Source organism: Citrobacter sp. CFNIH10 (assembly GCF_002934585.1).
Taxonomy (GTDB): domain Bacteria; phylum Pseudomonadota; class Gammaproteobacteria; order Enterobacterales; family Enterobacteriaceae; genus Citrobacter_A; species Citrobacter_A amalonaticus.
On record NZ_CP026216.1, the window covers coordinates 2,733,079 to 2,751,842 of the forward strand.

15 protein-coding genes are annotated in these 18,764 nt (G+C 56.9%); 10 read left to right on the top strand and 5 right to left on the bottom strand.

The genetic code is table 11. The annotated features are described in order from the left end of the window. Positions 1 to 13: 13 nt before the first annotated feature. From C2U53_RS16490 to wzz(fepE), 3 genes are all read left to right on the top strand, one after another. Positions 14 to 232: an MbtH family NRPS accessory protein gene (locus C2U53_RS16490; RefSeq protein WP_054176114.1), complete on the top strand. Its 219-nt coding sequence runs from the start codon at positions 14 to 16 to the stop codon at positions 230 to 232. Next, positions 229 to 4,125, top strand: coding sequence for an enterobactin non-ribosomal peptide synthetase EntF (gene entF, locus C2U53_RS16495; protein WP_104446134.1), 3,897 nt, complete (start codon positions 229 to 231; stop codon positions 4,123 to 4,125). Before C2U53_RS16490 ends, entF begins: the two co-directional genes overlap by 4 nt. Positions 4,126 to 4,336: 211 nt before the next feature. Continuing rightward, positions 4,337 to 5,416, top strand: a complete 1,080-nt coding sequence (gene wzz(fepE), locus C2U53_RS16500; protein ID WP_104446135.1) for an LPS O-antigen length regulator Wzz(fepE) — start codon at positions 4,337 to 4,339, stop codon at positions 5,414 to 5,416. On the opposite strand, the gene C2U53_RS16505 is transcribed toward wzz(fepE), so the two are convergent. The 4 genes from C2U53_RS16505 to fepD all read right to left on the bottom strand — a co-directional run bounded on the left by C2U53_RS16505 (position 5,410) and on the right by fepD (position 9,069). After that, positions 5,410 to 6,107 (bottom strand): IS1-like element IS1A family transposase gene (locus C2U53_RS16505; protein WP_223195251.1). Its coding sequence is split into 2 segments (ribosomal slippage): positions 5,410 to 5,858 and positions 5,858 to 6,107, totalling 699 coding nucleotides; the frame shifts between segments, so codons are not numbered across the junction. The genes wzz(fepE) and C2U53_RS16505 overlap by 7 nt on opposite strands. A gap of 177 nt (positions 6,108 to 6,284) precedes the next feature. Next, positions 6,285 to 7,079, bottom strand: a complete 795-nt coding sequence (gene fepC / locus C2U53_RS16520; RefSeq protein ID WP_043001464.1) for an iron-enterobactin ABC transporter ATP-binding protein — start codon at positions 7,077 to 7,079, stop codon at positions 6,285 to 6,287. Further along, on the bottom strand, positions 7,076 to 8,068 hold the full coding sequence (fepG, locus tag C2U53_RS16525) for an iron-enterobactin ABC transporter permease (protein ID WP_043001463.1): 993 nt from the start codon (positions 8,066 to 8,068) through the stop codon (positions 7,076 to 7,078). Before fepG ends, fepC begins: the two co-directional genes overlap by 4 nt. Continuing rightward, positions 8,065 to 9,069, bottom strand: a complete 1,005-nt coding sequence (gene fepD / locus C2U53_RS16530; protein WP_044256630.1) for a Fe(3+)-siderophore ABC transporter permease — start codon at positions 9,067 to 9,069, stop codon at positions 8,065 to 8,067. Before fepD ends, fepG begins: the two co-directional genes overlap by 4 nt. Positions 9,070 to 9,180: 111 nt before the next feature. On the opposite strand from fepD, the gene entS reads away from it, so the two are divergent. Next, the gene (entS, locus tag C2U53_RS16535) at positions 9,181 to 10,419 is read left to right on the top strand and encodes an enterobactin transporter EntS (RefSeq protein WP_104446136.1); all 1,239 of its coding nucleotides are present in this window, start codon (positions 9,181 to 9,183) and stop codon (positions 10,417 to 10,419) included. A 49-nt stretch (positions 10,420 to 10,468) separates the two neighbouring features. Here entS and fepB read toward each other — a convergent pair whose 3' ends face one another. Then, the gene (fepB, locus tag C2U53_RS16540) at positions 10,469 to 11,407 is read right to left on the bottom strand and encodes a Fe2+-enterobactin ABC transporter substrate-binding protein (protein WP_104446137.1); all 939 of its coding nucleotides are present in this window, start codon (positions 11,405 to 11,407) and stop codon (positions 10,469 to 10,471) included. Between the two features lie 184 nt (positions 11,408 to 11,591). Here fepB and entC point away from each other — a divergent pair, with 184 nt between their 5' ends. The 6 genes from entC to cstA all read left to right on the top strand — a co-directional run bounded on the left by entC (position 11,592) and on the right by cstA (position 18,717). Beyond that, on the top strand, positions 11,592 to 12,767 hold the full coding sequence (gene entC / locus C2U53_RS16545; protein ID WP_044266421.1) for an isochorismate synthase EntC: 1,176 nt from the start codon (positions 11,592 to 11,594) through the stop codon (positions 12,765 to 12,767). A gap of 9 nt (positions 12,768 to 12,776) precedes the next feature. Further along, positions 12,777 to 14,384: a (2,3-dihydroxybenzoyl)adenylate synthase EntE gene (entE, locus tag C2U53_RS16550; RefSeq protein ID WP_104446138.1), complete on the top strand. Its 1,608-nt coding sequence runs from the start codon at positions 12,777 to 12,779 to the stop codon at positions 14,382 to 14,384. Between the two features lie 13 nt (positions 14,385 to 14,397). Continuing rightward, the gene (locus C2U53_RS16555) at positions 14,398 to 15,255 is read left to right on the top strand and encodes an isochorismatase (RefSeq protein ID WP_044266415.1); all 858 of its coding nucleotides are present in this window, start codon (positions 14,398 to 14,400) and stop codon (positions 15,253 to 15,255) included. Continuing rightward, a complete protein-coding gene (entA, locus tag C2U53_RS16560; RefSeq protein ID WP_104446139.1) occupies positions 15,255 to 16,010 on the top strand; it encodes a 2,3-dihydro-2,3-dihydroxybenzoate dehydrogenase EntA in 756 nt (251 codons plus the stop codon). The genes C2U53_RS16555 and entA overlap by 1 nt, the downstream gene beginning before the upstream one ends. A gap of 2 nt (positions 16,011 to 16,012) precedes the next feature. Beyond that, entirely contained in the window at positions 16,013 to 16,426 is a 414-nt protein-coding gene (entH, locus tag C2U53_RS16565) for a proofreading thioesterase EntH (RefSeq protein WP_043001455.1), read from the top strand. A 185-nt stretch (positions 16,427 to 16,611) separates the two neighbouring features. Beyond that, a complete protein-coding gene (gene cstA, locus C2U53_RS16570; RefSeq protein WP_043001454.1) occupies positions 16,612 to 18,717 on the top strand; it encodes a pyruvate/proton symporter CstA in 2,106 nt (701 codons plus the stop codon). Positions 18,718 to 18,764: the final 47 nt, after the last annotated feature.

Here is an 18,764-nt window from a genome sequence, read left to right on the forward strand (position 1 = left end):
ACAGGAGTTGAGTATGGAATTCAGTAATCCCTTCGATAATCCGCAGGGACAGTTCTACATTCTGCAAAATTCGCAGCAGCAGTTTAGCCTCTGGCCGCAGCATTGCGCATTACCTGCTGGCTGGCAGGTGGTATGCGAACCGCAGTCTCAGGAAGCCTGCCAGCAGTGGCTGGCGCGTCACTGGACCACGTTAATTCCCGGTTATTATGTCGTTTCGCAGGAGGCGCAATGAGCCGTCGTTTACCGCTTGTCGCCGCACAGCCCGGCATCTGGATGGCCGAAAAACTCTCCACATTACCTTCCGCCTGGAGCGTCGCACATTATGTGGCGTTAACCGGTGAACTGGATGCGCAACGACTGGCGCGCGCAGTCGTCACCGGTCTACAGCAGGCCGATACCTTACGGATGCGTTTTACTGAGGATAACGGCGACGTCTGGCAATGGGTTGATGACGCCTTTACGTTTGCTGAACCGCAGATTTGCGATCTCCGCACCGCGGCGAACCCGCATGACGCCGCGCTGGCGCTGATGCAGGCCGATCTGCAGCAAAATCTGCGCGTCGATGGCGGCAAGCCGCTGGTACATCATCAGTTGTTCCAGGTTGGTGACGACCAGTGGTACTGGTATCAGCGCTATCATCATTTACTGGTCGATGGTTTCAGTTTCCCGGCGATTACCCGCCAGATAGCGGCAATTTACAGCGCATGGCTCCGGGGGGACGCGACGCCTGACTCACCCTTCACGCCGTTTGCTGAGGTGGTGGAAGAGTATCAGCAGTATCGTCAGAGTGAGGCCTGGCAGCGCGATGGCGCGTTCTGGGCCGAGCAGCGCACACAGCTTCCGCCGCCAGCGTCGCTTTCACCTGCACCGCTGCCGGGGCGGGCGGCGACGTCTGACATTTACCGCATGAAGCTTAACGCCCCGGAAGGCGCGTTTCGCCACCTGGCGGCGCAACTGCCAGACGTGCAGCGAACCGATCTGGCGCTGGCGCTGGTGGCCCTCTGGCTGGGACGGCTGTGCAGCCGGATGGAATACGCGGCAGGCTTTATCTTTATGCGTCGCATGGGATCGGCGGCGCTGACCGCCACCGGCCCCGTGCTCAACGTGTTACCGCTGGGCGTGCGTATTGATGCAGCAGAAAAACTGCCAGAACTGGCAAAACGACTGTCCGCTCAGCTTAAGAAAATGCGCCGTCATCAGCGCTATGATGCGGAGCAAATCGTCCGTGACAGTGGCCGGGCGGCCGGAGAAGAGCCGCTGTTTGGCCCGGTGCTTAACGTCAAAGTTTTCGATTATCAACTGGAGATCCCGGGCGTCACGGCGCAAACTCATACGCTGGCGACGGGACCGGTTAACGATCTTGAACTGGCACTGTTCCCGGATGAAGGCGGCGGGCTGAGCATTGAGCTTCTCGCCAACCAACAACGTTATGATGAAGCAACGCTCAAACAGCATGCGCTGCGTCTGATGGCGTTGATCGAACAATTTGCCGCCAACCCAGCCCTGTGCTGTGGTGATGCCGATCTGCTGCTTCCAGCTGAATATCAGCAGATGGCGCAGATCAACGCCACGGCGGTTGAGGTCCCGTCCACGACGCTCAGTGCGCTGGTGGCGGAACAGGCGAGCAGAACGCCGGACGCGCCCGCGCTGGCGGATGCCCGCTATGATTTCAGCTACCGCGAAATGCGCGAGCAGGTGGTGGCGCTCGCCGGTGTGCTGCGTGAACACGGCGTGCAGCCGGGCGACAGCGTCGCGGTGGCCTTACCGCGCTCTGTATTTCTGACGCTGGCGCTGCACGGAATTGTTGAAGCTGGTGCGGCATGGCTGCCATTAGACACCGGTTATCCGGACGATCGTCTGCGAATGATGCTGGAAGACGCGCAGCCGAAACTGCTGATCACCACAGTGGAACAGTTACCACGCTTTAGCGATATTCCGGGGCTGGAAAGCCTCTGCTATAGCGAACCGCTGTCGGCAGGCGATAGCGCGCCGCTGGGGTTATCGCAACCGCAGCATACGGCGTACATCATCTTTACTTCTGGTTCAACGGGCAGACCGAAAGGAGTGATGGTCGGGCAAACCGCCATTGTTAACCGTCTGCTGTGGATGCAAAACCAGTATGGGCTGACGGCGAAGGATGTGGTGGCGCAAAAAACGCCGTGCAGCTTTGACGTCTCGGTGTGGGAATTCTTCTGGCCGTTTATCGCCGGGGCGAAGCTGGTGATGGCGGAACCGGAAGCGCATCGCGATCCGTTGGCCATGCAGCGCTTCTTTGCCCATTACGGGGTGACGACGACCCACTTTGTGCCGTCGATGCTGGCGGCATTCGTCGCGTCGCTGACGCCTGAGAGCGCCGGTGAAAGCTGCGCAACGTTACAGCATGTCTTTTGCAGCGGAGAAGCCTTACCTGCTGATTTATGCCGCGAATGGGCACGGCTGACGCATGTACCGTTACATAATTTGTATGGTCCAACGGAGGCGGCAGTTGATGTGAGCTGGTATCCGGCCTGGGGGGATGAACTGGCAAATGTTACTGGTAGCAGCGTACCGATTGGTTTCCCGGTATGGAATACCGGGTTGCGTATCCTCGACGCGATGATGCATCCGGTTCCTGTTGGCGTGGCGGGCGATCTCTATCTGACCGGCATCCAGCTCGCGCAGGGCTATCTTGGCCGACCGGACCTCACGGCAAGTCGCTTTATCGCCGATCCATTTGCGCCGGGAGAGCGGATGTACCGTACCGGAGACGTTGCACGCTGGCTGGATAATGGTGCTGTTGAGTATCTGGGACGCAGTGACGATCAGCTCAAGATCCGCGGTCAGCGTATCGAACTGGGCGAGATCGATCGTGTGATGCAGGCATTGCCTGATGTTGAACAGGCGGTGGTTCACGCCTGCGTCTTTAATCAGGCGGCGGCAACAGGGGGCGATGCCCGCCAGTTGGTGGGGTATCTGGTCTCGCAGTCAGGGCTTCCGCTTGATATCCCCTCGCTCCAGGCACAGCTGCGGGAAAAACTCCCGCCGCATATGGTGCCAGTGGTGCTGTTGCAGCTGGCGCAACTGCCGCTCAGCGCCAACGGTAAGCTGGATCGTAAAGCGCTACCGATGCCGGAATTAACGTCACGAACCAAAGGAAGAGCCCCGCAGCCAGGCAGTGAAACAACGGTGGCGAAGGCATTCAGCGAGCTGCTGGGTTGTGACGTCAATGACGTTGAGGCCGATTTCTTTGCGCTGGGCGGCCATTCGCTACTGGCCATGAAGCTGGCGGCGCAATTGAGTCGGACTTTCTCCCGTCAGGTGACGCCGGGGCAGGTCATGGTGGCCTCGACGGTCGCGCAACTGGCGGCGCTGCTGGATACAGACGATGACGCAGAGGCACAGCGTCTGGGGTTTGAAACGCTGCTACCGTTACGCAAAAGCGACGGCCCAACGCTATTTTGTTTCCATCCGGCATCAGGGTTTGCCTGGCAGTTTAGCGTACTGTCGCGCTATCTCAGTCCGCAATGGGCCATTACCGGTATTCAGTCGCCGCGTCCGCAAGGGCCGATGCAGACGGCAGCCGATCTGGACGCGGTCTGCGAACACCATCTGGCGACGCTCCTTGAACAACAACCGCATGGCCCGTATTACCTGTTGGGCTATTCTCTCGGTGGCACGCTGGCACACGGCATTGCCGCACGTCTGCGGATGCGGGGGGAAACCGTCGCCTTCCTCGGCCTGCTGGATACCTGGCCGCCGGAAACGCAAAACTGGTCAGAGAAAGAGGCCAATGGACTCGATCCGGAAGTGCTGGCGGAGATTGATCGCGAGCGGGAAGCCTTTCTGGCCGCGCAGCAGGGGAACGCCTCTGGCGAATTGTTTAGCACTATTGAAGGGAACTACGCTGATGCGGTTCGCTTACTGACTAGCGCGCACAGCGTTCCCTTTGATGGGCGCGCGACGTTGTTTGTTGCTGAGCGCACCCTGCCGGAAGGCGTAAGTCCGGAGCGTAGTTGGGCGCCGTGGATCGCGGAACTGGATGTGTATCGCCAGGACTGCGCGCATGTGGAGATTATCTCTCCGTCAGCCTTTGAAAATATTGGTCCGATCATTGCCGCATGCTGTAATAAATATGCACATCGCTGATTAATGTTTTGATTAACTATTTCCCCCGTGACGACGGTTCATGGACACGGGGGTTATTTATAATATTAGTTTATTGCATTCGGAATATTATCTCCAGAGGTTAAATTCCGAAATTAGCCTCATTATTGAATTAACATTTCGGAATGGTCAGAGTGTTTGTTACGCTGTTAATAGGGAATATAGTCATGGAACATGTAGCGGGACATTTAGTATGCCGTCACTTAATATTCAGCAGGGTAAAAATACGGAACTTACTGATTTTCCGTTGCCTCACACTCAGCATAATGAAATCGATTTAGTAAATCTGATTGATATTTTATGGCAGGCTAAAAAACGCATTATCGTGTGCACGCTCGCCTTTGCGTGCGTGGGGTTGTTTGTCACTTTCTTTTTGCCACAACGCTGGACCAGCGAAGCGGTGGTGACGCCAGCTGAGTCAATTCAGTGGCAGGATCTGCAAAGAACGCTGACGGGATTACGGGTTCTGGATGTCGATGTCAGTGCGGATCGTAACAGTACCTTCAATCTCTTCATCAAGAAATTTCAGTCTACTTCACTGCTGGAGCAATATTTACGCTCGTCACCGTATGTGATGGAGCAGTTAAAAGGGGCGAAAATCGATGAACTGGATCTGCATCGGGCCATTGTCGCGCTGAGCGAAAAGATGAGCGCGGTAGACAGCAATGTCGGAAAGAAAAATGAAACAGCACTGTACACGTCATGGGTGCTGAGTTTTACGGCTCCAGCCAAAGAAGAGGCGCAACAGGTACTGGCGGGCTATATCCAGTTTATTTCTGAGATAGTCGTGAAGGACTCGCTGGAAAATATTCGCAATCAGCTGGAGGTTAAAACCCGCTTTGAGAAAGAGCGTCTGGCTCTGGAGCGCGTCAAACTTAAAAATCAACTGGATACCAATATTCAACGACTCAATTATTCTCTGGAGATTGCAAATGCCGCCGGAATTAAAAAGCCGGTTTACAGTAATGGCCAGGCGGTGAAAGACGATCCTGATTTTTCTATTTCTCTGGGCGCTGATGGGATCCAGCGAAAGCTGGAGATTGAAAAATCAGTCACGGATGTGGCTGAACTGAATGCGGAGCTAAAAAACCGGCAGTATTATGTTGAACAACTGGAGTCCGTCAATGTTCAGGACGTGAAATTTTCGCCGTTCAAATATCAGCTTAAGCCTTCATTACCGGTGAAAAAACAGGGGCCGGGTAGAATGATCGTGGTCGTGCTGGCGGCACTGTTGGGAGGGATTGTGGCCTGGGTAATGACTCCAACTTACTGATAGTGTTTTATGTTCAGATAATGCCCGATGACCTTGTCATGCAGCTCCACCGATTTTGAGAACGACAGCGACTTCCGTCCCAGCCGTGCCAGGTGCTGCCTCAGATTCAGGTTATGCCGCTCAATTCGCTGCGTATATCGCTTGCTGATTACGTGCAGCTTTCCCTTCAGGCGGGATTCATACAGCGGCCAGCCATCCGTCATCCATATCACCACGTCAAAGGGTGACAGCAGGCTCATAAGACGCCCCAGCGTCGCCATAGTGCGTTCACCGAATACGTGCGCCACAACCGTCCTCCGTATCCTGTCATACGCGTAAAACAGCCAGCGCTGACGTGATTTAGCACCGACGTAGCCCCACTGTTCGTCCATTTCAGCGCAGACAATCACATCACTGCCCGGCTGTATGCGCGAGGTTACCGACTGCGGCCTGAGTTTTTTAAGTGACGTAAAATCGTGTTGAGGCCAACGCCCATAATGCGGGCGGTTGCCCGGCATCCAACGCCATTCATGGCCATATCAATGATTTTCTGGTGCGTACCGGGTTGAGAAGCGGTGTAAGTGAACTGCAGTTGCCATGTTTTACGGCAGTGAGAGCAGAGATAGCGCTGATGTCCGGCAGTGCTTTTGCCGTTACGCACCACCCCGTCAGTAGCTGAACAGGAGGGACAGCTGATAGAAACAGAAGCCACTGGAGCACCTCAAAAACACCATCATACACTAAATCAGTAAGTTGGCAGCATCACCTGTGGCCTGCGGTGGCGTACTTCTCCAGCATGCAATGGTATCGCGTAAACGGGATGACGCCACGATCAACGAACGTCTGGTCTGATTGCCGACCGGAAGGTTCTGCGCCTTCCGGCCAGCGGTTAACGGCGGCCCAGTGGCACCACCAACGGTGTGCCCGCAACCGGGTCGTCGATAATCATGCAACGCAGCCCATAGATTTTCTCAATTAATTCTGCGGTGACAATTTCCTTCGGCGCGCCCTCTGCGACAATTTTTCCTTCACGCAGCGCGATCAAATGAGTGGCATAGCGACAGGCCTGGTTGAGGTCATGCAGCACGGCGGCGAGGGTGTAGCCTTTCTCGCGATTCAGTTCGCTCAGTAATTCCAGCAAATCAATCTGATGACTGATATCCAGCCAGGTAGTCGGTTCATCGAGCAGCATGATTGACGTTTCCTGCGCCAGAACCATCGCTATCCACGCGCGCTGACGCTGACCACCGGATAGCGTATCCACACTTTGCCCGGCCAGATGCGTAATACCAGTGGCGCGCATGGCCTGCGTCACGGCATCTTCATCTTCTTTGCGCCAACGGGTAAACAGCGGCTGATGCGGATAGCGCCCACGCGCCACCAGTTCCTGCACGGTGATATCGCCCGGCGTCGTGGCATTTTGCGCCAGCAATCCGATGCGGCGAGCGACCTCTTTGCTGGGATAGCGCTGAATCGGCTCGCCGTCCAGCCAGACGTGACCGTTTGCCGGGGTCATCAGCCGACTGAGAGTCCGCAACAGCGTCGATTTCCCGCAGCCATTGGGTCCGATTATGGCCGTGAAATGACCATCGGGAATAGTGACGTTGAGGTCTTCGGCAACGGTGAACTTTCCATAACCCAGCGTTAACTGGTCGCCACGCAAACGGGCTACTGATTCGGTCATTTTTTGCGGGACTCCTGAATTAACAAGGCGATAAGGTAAATACCGCCGATACTCACGGTGACGACACCCACCGGAAGCTGATAAGGCATAAACAGTTGCTGTGCGCACAAATCGGCTGCCAGCAGTAACAGTGCGCCGCAGAGCGCGGCCTGGGTTAATCCCCAACGCGCGGTGCCGCTCAGGCGACGGGCAATATGTGGGGCAACCAGCGCAATAAAGGAAATCGGTCCGGCCAGCGCAGTGGCGGCTGCGGTTAACACCACGGCGACCAGCATCATGGCGAGCCGCGAGCGCTCTACGCTGACTCCCAACGCGCATGCGCTGTCATCCCCCATTTCCAGCAGACGCATGCGCCGTACCAGCAGTGCAGCGCCTGCCAGCATGAGAATAATGATTGGCGCAGAAGGCCAGGTTTTCGCCCAGGTCAAACCGTTAAGCGATCCGGCATTCCACAATCCGGCAGCCAGTGCCGTGTCCAGCGAAGCCTTCAACAACAGCCAGGTGTTAAACGCAAACAGCATGGCACGAATGCCGATGCCGATAATGATCAGGCGGAAGGTTTCAATACCGTTGCGCCAGGCCAGCAGCCAGACCACCAGTGACGTCAGGATCCCGCCAGCCATTGCCGCCAGTGCGATAGCCGTCAGATGCTGGCCAAACAGCACCATCGCGATCAGTACGCCGCTCCAGGCGCCGGTGTTAAAGCCCATCACGTCAGGGCTGCCGAGCGGGTTACGCATCAGGGACTGAAAAATTGCTCCACTGACGCCGAGTGCCGCGCCAATCAGTAGCGCCATCAACACGCGTGGCAAGCGCCACTCGGTCACTATCATCGTCAGGCTGCGCGGCGCATCGCCGGTAAAAGCAGCAATAATTTGCGAGGTTTCCAGTGTCACTGCGCCACTGCGTAGACCCCAGAGTGCGAAGCTCAGGCAGCCAACCGTCAGCAGCAGGCACGCGATCAGCAGACGACGCGATACGTACATCATGCGGCACCTCGCGGACGACGACGAACCAGAAAGATCAGCACCGGAGCGCCAATAAAGGCGCTCACGACGGACACGCGCAGCTCGCCAGGAACAATCAGGCGGCCAATGATATCGGCAAAAAGCAACAGAACAGGCGTGGCGATAAGCGTCACCGGGAGCGACCAACGGTGGTCGGCACCAACCAGCCAGCGCGACATATGCGGCATCATCAGGCCGATAAACGCAATCGGCCCAACAATCGCCGTGGCGCTCCCGCACAGGACGGTGATGGCTAACAGACCAATCAGTTGCGTACGCGCGACTTTGCTACCAAGCGCGGTGGCGGTATCACTTCCCAGACTCAGGCTGTTCAATGCCCGACTGAGCATCAGCGCAGTGGTACCGGCTATCAGCACCGGCAGAATAACCACCTTGAGGGTTTGCAGATTGCGGATATCCAGTGAACCGGCCTGCCAGTAACGAAGCTGATCGTAGACGTCAGGATTCAGCAGGGAAATACCGCTGGTGAGACCTTCCAGAACCGCGGCGAGCGCGACGCCCGCCAGCGTCAGACGCACCGGGCTCAACTGACCGCCACCCTGACTGCCCGTAAACGCCACAATCAGTGACGCCACCAGCGCGCCGATAAAGGCCATCACCAGTTGTTCCTGCGGTGTGGAAAAGCCGAACAGCGCTGCCCCCAGCACGATGGCAAAACTGGCTCCGGCATTGACGCCAAGCAGCCCAGGATCGGCCAGCGGATTGCGGGTGAGCGTTTGCATTAACGCCCCGGCGAGTCCCAGCGCGCCTCCGGCCAGCAATCCTGCGAGCGTTCGCGGCAGGCGGGCGTCCAGCACGATAGTGCAATCGGCACTTTGACAGGTGCCGGTGAGCGCTTCCATCACCACGGAGACGGGTAAGGATTTTGCACCGATGGTCAGACTTAATGCCGTGGCAATAACCAGTAATAACAACAATCCGGGCACGGCAAGGGCACGCGTCACGGAAACAGAACATGACATATCAACTTCCCTGATAATGATAGTAATTATCGTTATCGATCTTATTTGATTATGTTAGCATGTGCAGCCATTGAATGGATAATGAAAAAAAGATCGCATTAAGGCGTTGTAATGAATCGACAATCCTGGCTGCTGAACCTCAGTTTGCTGAAGACACACCCGGCATTTCGCGCGGTCTTCCTGGCCCGTTTTATCTCTATTGTTTCGCTCGGACTGCTCGGCGTCGCGGTACCCGTACAGATCCAGATGATGACGTATTCCACCTGGCAGGTGGGGCTTTCGGTAACGCTGACCGGCAGCGCGATGTTTGTCGGGCTGATGGTCGGTGGCGTCCTCGCCGATCGCTATGAACGTAAAAAAGTGATCCTGCTTGCGCGCGGTACCTGCGGTATTGGCTTCATCGGTTTATGCCTGAACGCCATGCTGCCGGAGCCTTCGTTGATTGCCATTTATCTGCTGGGTCTGTGGGACGGCTTTTTTGCCTCGCTGGGCGTGACGGCATTGCTGGCGGCGACGCCTGCGCTGGTGGGGCGTGAAAACCTGATGCAGGCAGGGGCGATTACCATGCTGACCGTGCGTCTGGGCTCGGTGATTTCGCCCATGCTGGGTGGGCTGTTGCTCGCCACCGGCGGTGTGGCCTGGAACTTCGGTCTGGCGGCGGCAGGTACCTTTATCACCTTACTGCCGCTATTGAGTCTTCCGGCACTGCCGCCACCGCCACAACCGCGTGAACATCCGCTGAAATCGCTACTCGCGGCGTTTCGCTTCCTGCTTGCCAGTCCGCTTGTCGGCGGTATTGCGCTGCTCGGCGGCTTGATGACGATGGCAAGCGCTGTGCGCGTACTCTATCCGGCACTGGCGATTAGCTGGCAGATGTCAGCGGCGCAGATTGGCATGTTGTACGCCGCCATCCCGCTTGGGGCGGCGGTTGGCGCGCTCACCAGCGGGAAACTGGCGCACAGCCTGCGTCCGGGGTTAATTATGCTGGCCTCGACCATCGGGTCGTTTCTAGCCATTGGCCTGTTTGCCCTGATGCCTGTCTGGGCGTTAGGCGTGGTGTGTCTCGCACTGTTTGGTTGGCTGAGCGCCATCAGTTCGCTGTTACAGTACACGATGCTGCAAACGCAGACGCCGGAAAATATGTTAGGGCGCATCAACGGGTTGTGGACGGCGCAAAACGTCACCGGGGACGCCATTGGTGCGGCGTTATTAGGCGGTCTGGGAGCGATCATGACACCGGTGGCTTCGGCGAGCGTTAGCGGCTTTGGTCTGGTGGTTGTGGGACTACTACTGCTGCTGTTACTCAGTGAATTACGTCGATTCCGGCAGACGCCGCCGGAACCCGCTTAGTGTGAGACTGGCCGGATAACGCGTTATCGCCGCCATCCGGCAATGACAATTAAAACAGTGTGGCGAGACGGTTTAACACCTGCATCGCGCTGTAATAATCCAGACGGAAAGACTCGGTGCCCAGGGCGTAGACGCGCTTGTTCTGTACTGCAGGCAGGTGCGCCAGCAGTGGGTTGGCGTAGATCGCCTGCTCATCTTTCTCGTCACCGGCAAACAGGAACAGCGCCTCGCCGTTCAGTCCGGCCGCCAGATTTTCACCGCCAAGCTGAATGATATCGTGACGTTTCCCCTGGCTTTGGCTGGGCTGCAGCCCGCCAGGCAACGTTGCCAGCGTAAAGCCGAGTTGCTCCAGCATTTTTCCCTGCGCAGACTCTGGCGTCCACAGATTGGCTCTGTGGGCGGCGGCAGTGTAGACCAGCGCGCTCACCGGTTGTGGCGGCAACGTCAACTGCTGCTTAACGATGGTTAGCTGCTTATCAAATTCGGCAATACGTGCGGAGGCCTGTTTCTCCTGGCCGGTAATCTCGCCCAACTGCGTCAGCAGCGACTGCCAGCTTTTATCGTCGTAATTGATGATAAACGTCGGGGCAATAGGCGAGAGCTGATCGTACAGCGCCAGGGCGGAGTCGCCGCCGGTCGCGCTAATCAGAATGAGATCGGGCATTTGTGCTGCCACCGCTTCGGCGTTCGGTTCACCAATATACAGGCGCGTCAACTTGCGTGCTTTTGCCACGTCGCCCCACTGACGTAAGAAACCCTGATCGTCAGCCACGCGGTTATTGGGGGTTGTCGCCCCGCTGGCAACCACCGGTGCATCAATCGCCAGTAATGAACCGGTCAGCGTGACGCTGGTAGAGACGATGCGTTCAGGTTTGCGTTCCAGCGTATGGTTGCCGCGAATGTCGGTCACCTGACGCGGCCAGTCCGCCGCATGAGCTGAGGAGAATCCGAAAACGAAGAGCGTAACGAGCAGGGAAGGCAGTCTCACAAATCAGTTCCTGTGCTGAGTTATTAATGCTTCTCATTTTCATTATTAAGCGTAAGGGATGCAAGCGTTAGTCGCACTTTGTGCTACCTCAAGAGTTGACATGTCGCCTGTTTGCTTTTAGGTTAGCGCCCGAAAATATAAATGATAATCATTATTAAAACCTTTATCATTTTTGGAGGATAATATGGATACGTCTTTGGCCGAGGAAGTTCAGCAGACCATGGCAACACTTGCACCCCAGCGTTTTTTCTTTATGTCGCCGTATCGGAGTTTCACGACGTCAGGATGCTTCGCCCGCTTCGATGAACCCGCCATTAACGGTGATTCGCCAGACAGCCCCTTCCAACAAAAATTACACGCACTGTTCACCGATGCCAAAGCGCAGGGTATCGCAAACCCGGTTATGGTGGGGGCGATTCCGTTCGATACTCGCCAGCCATCGTCGCTGTTTATTCCTCAGAGCTGGCAGACCTTTTCTCGTCAGGAAAAGCAGCGATCATCACGTTACTTTACCGATCATCAAACACTCAACGTCACGGCGCGTAACGCGATTCCCGAGCAGGAGACGTTCGAAGCGATGGTCGCGCGCGCCGCTGCGCTGACAGCGACGCCTGAAGTCGACAAAGTGGTGCTGTCACGACTGATTGACATCACCACCGACGCTGAGATTAACAGCGGTGCGCTGCTGGAACGTCTGGTGGCGCAAAACCCGGTTAGTTACAACTTCCATGTCCCACTGCGCGATGGCGGCATTTTGCTCGGCGCGAGCCCGGAATTGTTGCTGCGTAAAGAAGGCGAGCGCTTCAGCTCGCTGCCGCTGGCGGGCTCCGCGCGCCGTCAGCCTGATGACGTGCTGGATCGGGAAGCCGGAAACCGCCTGCTGGCCTCTGAAAAAGATCGCCATGAACATGAGCTGGTTACGCAGGCGATGAAAACCGTACTGCGCGATCGCTGTCAGGATCTACAACTACCGTCTTCACCGCAGCTCATCACCACGCCCACGCTCTGGCACCTCGGCACGCCGTTTGAAGGCACAGCCAATGCCGGAGAAAACGCCCTGACGCTGGCTTGTCTGCTGCACCCGACGCCTGCGTTGAGCGGTTTCCCGCATCAGGTGGCAAAACAACTGATTGCCGAACTGGAGCCGTTTGATCGCGAACTGTTTGGTGGCATCGTCGGCTGGTGTGACGCCGAAGGCAACGGAGAGTGGGTAGTGACCATCCGCTGCGCGACATTACGGAAAAACCAGGTGCGTCTGTTTGCAGGCGCAGGGATCGTCCCGGCCTCTTCACCGGTGGGGGAATGGCGTGAAACCGGCGTCAAACTTTCCACCATGTTGAACGTTTTTGGATTGCATTAAGGAGCGATGATGAGCATTCCTTTCACCCGGTGGCCTGACGAATTTGCCCGTCGGTACCGCGAAAAGGGCTACTGGCAGGATCTGCCGCTGACGGATATTTTGACCCGCCATGCAGAAAGCGACCATACGGCGGTCATCGAGGGTGAGCGCCAGTTGAGCTATCGTGAACTGAACCAGGCGGTGGATAACCTCGCCTGTACGCTGCGCCGTCAGGGGATCAAATCCGGCGAAACCGCGCTGGTACAACTGGGCAACGTGGCGGAGTTGTATATCACGTTCTTTGCGCTGCTGAAGCTTGGCGTCGCGCCCGTGCTTGCGCTGTTCAGTCATCAACGCACTGAACTTACCGCGTATACGACGCAGATCGAGCCCGCGCTGCTGATTGCCGATCGTCAGCACGCGCTGTTTGCCGACAATGATTTTCTGAATACGTTTATTGCTCAGCATAATTCTATTCGCGTGGTGCATCTGCTCAATGACAGTGGCGAGCACTGCCTGCAAGCGGCGATAAACCAGCCGGCAGACGCGTTTACTGCTACGCCATCGCCTGCGGATGAGGTGGCGTACTTCCAGCTCTCTGGCGGCACGACCGGGACGCCGAAGCTGATCCCGCGAACCCACAACGACTATTACTACAGCGTGCGTCGTAGTAATGAAATCTGTCACTTCACCGCCGATACGCGTTTTTTATGCGCCATCCCTGCTGCGCATAACTACGCCATGAGTTCACCCGGATCGCTGGGCGTATTTCTGGCGGGGGGAACGGTCGTACTGGCCGCGGACCCGAGCGCCACGCTGTGCTTCCCGCTGATTGAAAAACATCAGATCAACGCGACGGCGCTGGTGCCGCCAGCGGTCAGCCTGTGGTTACAGGCGATTAATGAATGGGGCAGCAATGCGCAGCTGGCTTCGCTGAAGCTGTTGCAGGTTGGTGGTGCGCGCCTCTCTGCATCCCTGGCGGCGCGGATCCCAGCCGAAATCGGCTGCCAGTTGCAGCAGGTTTTCGGCATGGCGGAAGGTTTAGTGAACTATACCCGTCTCGACGACAGCCCGGAGCGGGTAATCAATACCCAGGGGCGTCCGATGTGTCCGGATGATGAAGTGTGGGTGGCAGATGCCGACGGCAACCCGCAGCCACAAGGGGAAACGGGACGGCTAATGACGCGTGGTCCCTATACCTTCCGCGGTTATTACAAAAGCCCGCAGCATAACGCCAGCGCATTTGACGCCAACGGTTTTTACTGCTCAGGCGATCTGATCGCCATCGACGAGGATGGCTACATCACCGTTCAGGGACGAGAGAAAGATCAGATCAACCGTGGCGGCGAGAAGATTGCCGCGGAAGAGATCGAAAACCTGTTACTGCGTCATCAGGCGGTGATCCATGCGGCGCTGGTCAGTATGGAAGACGAGCTGCTGGGGGAGAAAAGCTGCGCGTATCTGGTGGTGAAAGAACCGCTGCGCGCGGTACAGGTGCGCCGCTTTCTGCGTGAGCAGGGCGTCGCTGAATTCAAGTTACCGGACCGGGTGGAAACCGTTGAGGCGCTGCCTTTGACCCCGGTGGGTAAAGTCGATAAAAAACAATTACGTCAGTGGCTGGCAACACGTTCGGCCTGAAGGAGAACACGCAATGGCAATTCCTAAACTGCAGGCTTACGCGCTGCCAACCGCGCTCGATATTCCGGTCAATAAGGTCAACTGGACGTTCGAGCCGGACCGTGCAGCGCTGCTGATCCACGATATGCAGGACTACTTCGTCAGCTTCTGGGGTGAAAACTGTCCGATGATGGAACAGGTGATCGCCAATATCGCCGCGCTGCGCAATTACTGTAAAGCCCATAATATTCCGGTTTATTACACCGCACAGCCGAAAGATCAGAGCGATGAAGATCGTGCCCTGCTTAACGACATGTGGGGGCCCGGACTGACACGCTCACCAGAGCAGCAAAAAGTGGTTGCCGCGCTGGCACCGGATGAAGCCGATAATGTACTGGTGAAATGGCGTTACAGCGCGTTTCACCGTTCCCCGCTGGAACTGATGCTGAAAGAAACCGGTCGCGATCAGCTTATTATCACCGGGGTATATGCACACATTGGTTGCATGACCACCGCGACGGACGCTTTTATGCGCGATATCAAGCCGTTCATGGTAGCGGACGCGCTGGCCGACTTTAGCCGTGAAGAACACCTGATGTCGCTGAAGTATGTTGCGGGACGTTCAGGTCGCGTCGTAATGACTCAGGAGTTGTTGCCCGCGCCGGTACCAACCAGCAAAGATGAACTGCGCGCGCTGATTTTACCGCTGCTCGATGAGTCCGATGAACCGATGGATGACGAGAACCTGATCGATTACGGTCTCGACTCGGTACGGATGATGGCGCTGGCAGCACGCTGGCGGAAAGTGCATGGTGATATCGACTTCGTGATGCTGGCGAAAAACCCGACCATTGATGCCTGGTGGGCGCTACTCTCTCGCGAGGTGCGCTGATGGCTGGATTCGATTATCACGGCAAAACGGTGTGGGTCACCGGCGCAGGTAAAGGCATTGGTTATGCCACGGCGCTGGCGTTTGTTGAGGCCGGAGCACAGGTCACGGGCTTCGATCGTGAGTTCACTTTGCAGAATTACCCGTTTGTTACCGAAGTGATGGATGTGGCGGATGTCGGGCAGGTAGCTGAGGTTTGTCAGCGCCTGCTGGTGCAAACCGACCGGCTGGACGTGCTGGTGAATGCTGCCGGGATTTTACGCATGGGCGCGACCGACGCGCTGAGTCCGCACGACTGGCAGCAGACGTTTGCAGTTAACGTTGGTGGTGCTTTTAACCTGTTCCAGCAGACGATGGCGCAGTTTCGCCATCAGCGGGGTGGGGCGATAGTGACCGTGGCTTCAGACGCCGCGCATACGCCACGTATAGGCATGAGCGCCTATGGGGCGTCGAAGGCGGCGCTGAAAAGTCTGGCGCTGACCGTCGGGCTGGAACTAGCGGGCAGCGGAGTGCGCTGTAATCTGGTGTCGCCAGGATCAACGGATACTGACATGCAGCGCACGCTGTGGGGCAGTGATGATGCGGAACAGCAGCGCATTCGCGGCTTTGGTGAGCAGTTTAAGCTCGGTATTCCCTTAGGCAAAATTGCCCGACCGCAGGAGATCGCTAACACCATTCTGTTCCTTGCCTCCGATCTGGCCAGCCACATTACGTTGCAGGACATCGTGGTGGACGGCGGCTCCACGCTGGGAGCGTAACGATGATCTGGAAACGTCATTTCACGCTTGATGAACTGAACGCCACCAGTCAGAACACGATGGTGGCGCATCTGGGTATTATCTATACCCGACTTGGTGACGACGTGCTGGAAGCCGAAATGCCGGTGGATACCCGCACACACCAGCCCTTTGGTTTACTGCACGGCGGAGCCTCAGCGGCGCTGGCCGAAACGTTAGGCTCAATGGCGGGTTATCTGATGACCCGCGACGGGCAATGCGTGGTTGGGACAGAACTGAATGCCACTCATCACCGGGCGGTTTCGCAGGGTAAGGTGCGCGGTGTCTGCCAGCCGCTGCATCTGGGGCGTCAAAGCCAGAGCTGGGAAATCGTGGTGTTTGATGAGCAAGGGCGGCGTTGCTGTACTTGCCGACTGGGAACCGCAGTGTTGGGCTGAGCACGCTTAATGTTATGTGATTGCAGCGTTAACGGGTGAATGGAGTGATCCAGTTAACAATGCAATGTAAATAGTCGGTGATACTTCAGGTTTATTGGGTTGTCAGGTTGTTAAAACCAGAAAAGATGTTATAGAAACAAAATGTAACATCTCTCTTCTCTGGAACACGCAAACGGATAACAACCATGAATAAATCAGGGAAATACCTCATCTGGACAGTGCTCTCGGTAATGGGTGCCTTTGCTCTGGGTTATATTGCGCTAAACCGTGGGGAACAGATCAACGCACTGTGGATAGTCGTGGCGTCGGTCTGTGTCTATCTTATTGCCTATCGTTTTTACGGTCTGTACATCGCCAAAAATGTGCTGGCGGTTGACCCGACGCGGATGACGCCTGCAGTACGCCATAACGACGGGCTCGACTACGTCCCCACCGATAAAAAAGTCTTGTTTGGTCACCATTTTGCGGCGATTGCCGGCGCGGGTCCGTTGGTCGGGCCGGTTCTGGCGGCGCAAATGGGCTATTTGCCGGGCATGATTTGGCTGCTGGCTGGCGTGGTTTTAGCCGGGGCGGTACAGGATTTCATGGTGCTCTTCGTGTCGACGCGTCGCGATGGCCGCTCGCTGGGTGAACTGGTCAAAGAAGAGATGGGCCCAACCGCAGGGGTGATTGCGCTGGTGGCCTGTTTCATGATCATGGTGATTATCCTTGCGGTGCTGGCGATGATCGTGGTGAAAGCGCTGACCCACAGTCCGTGGGGAACCTACACCGTCGCGTTTACGATTCCGCTGGCGATCTTTATGGGGATCTATCTGCGCTATCTGCGTCCGGGTCGTATCGGCGAAGTGTCGGTTATCGGTCTGGTGTTCCTCGTGTTTGCGATTATTTCCGGCGGCTGGGTCGCGGAAAGTCCTACCTGGGCGCCGTACTTTGACTTCACTGGGGTTCAGTTAACCTGGATGCTGGTGGGTTACGGCTTCGTGGCGGCGGTACTGCCGGTGTGGCTGCTGCTGGCGCCGCGTGACTACCTCTCGACCTTCCTGAAAATCGGGACCATTGTTGGTCTGGCGGTTGGCATTTTGATCATGCGTCCAACGCTGACGATGCCTGCGCTGACTAAATTCGTCGATGGTACCGGGCCGGTGTGGACAGGTAACCTGTTCCCGTTCCTGTTTATCACTATCGCCTGTGGCGCCGTTTCGGGTTTCCACGCGCTGATCTCCTCCGGCACGACGCCGAAGATGCTGGCAAACGAAGGTCAGGCTTGCTTCATTGGCTACGGCGGTATGCTGATGGAATCGTTTGTCGCCATCATGGCGCTGGTTTCTGCCTGCATCATCGATCCGGGCGTCTACTTCGCCATGAACAGCCCAATGGCCGTGCTGGCGCCTGCCGGCACAGCGGATGTGGTGGCGTCTGCCGCTCAGGTGGTCAGCAGTTGGGGCTTTGCGATTACGCCGGACACGCTGCATCAGATTGCTAACGAGGTGGGTGAGCAGTCGATTATCTCCCGTGCGGGTGGTGCGCCTACGCTGGCGGTGGGGATGGCCTATATCCTGCACGGCGCGCTGGGTGGGATGATGGATGTGGCCTTCTGGTATCACTTCGCCATTCTGTTCGAAGCGCTGTTTATTCTGACGGCGGTCGATGCGGGGACGCGTGCCGCGCGCTTCATGTTGCAGGATCTGCTGGGTGTCGTTTCTCCAGGCCTTAAACGTACGGACTCATTGCCTGCCAACCTGCTGGCGACCGCACTGTGCGTGCTGGCGTGGGGCTACTTCCTGCATCAGGGCGTGGTGGATCCGTTAGGCGGCATTAACACCCTGTGGCCGCTGTTTGGTATTGCTAACCAGATGCTGGCAGGTATGGCACTGATGCTCTGCGCGGTTGTCCTGTTCAAGATGAAACGTCAGCGTTATGCGTGGGTGGCGTTGGTGCCGACTGCATGGTTGCTGATTTGTACCCTGACGGCGGGCTGGCAGAAATCCTTCAGCCCGGATACAAAAGTGGGCTTCCTGGCGATTGCCAATAAGTTCCAGGCGATGATCGACAGCGGCAATATCCCGCCGCAGTACACGGAATCGCAACTGGCGCAACTGGTGTTTAACAACCGTCTGGATGCGGGCCTGACTATCTTCTTCATGGTGGTCGTGGTGGTGCTGGCGCTGTTCTCCATCAAGACCGCCCTGGCGGCGCTGAAAGAGGATAAGCCAACGGCAAAAGAGACGCCGTATGAGCCGATGCCGGAAAATGTGGAAGAGATCGTTGCGCAGGCCAAAGGCGCACACTAACGTGTAATTATGCCCCTCTCCCGATCGGGAGAGGGGATTTTCTGACA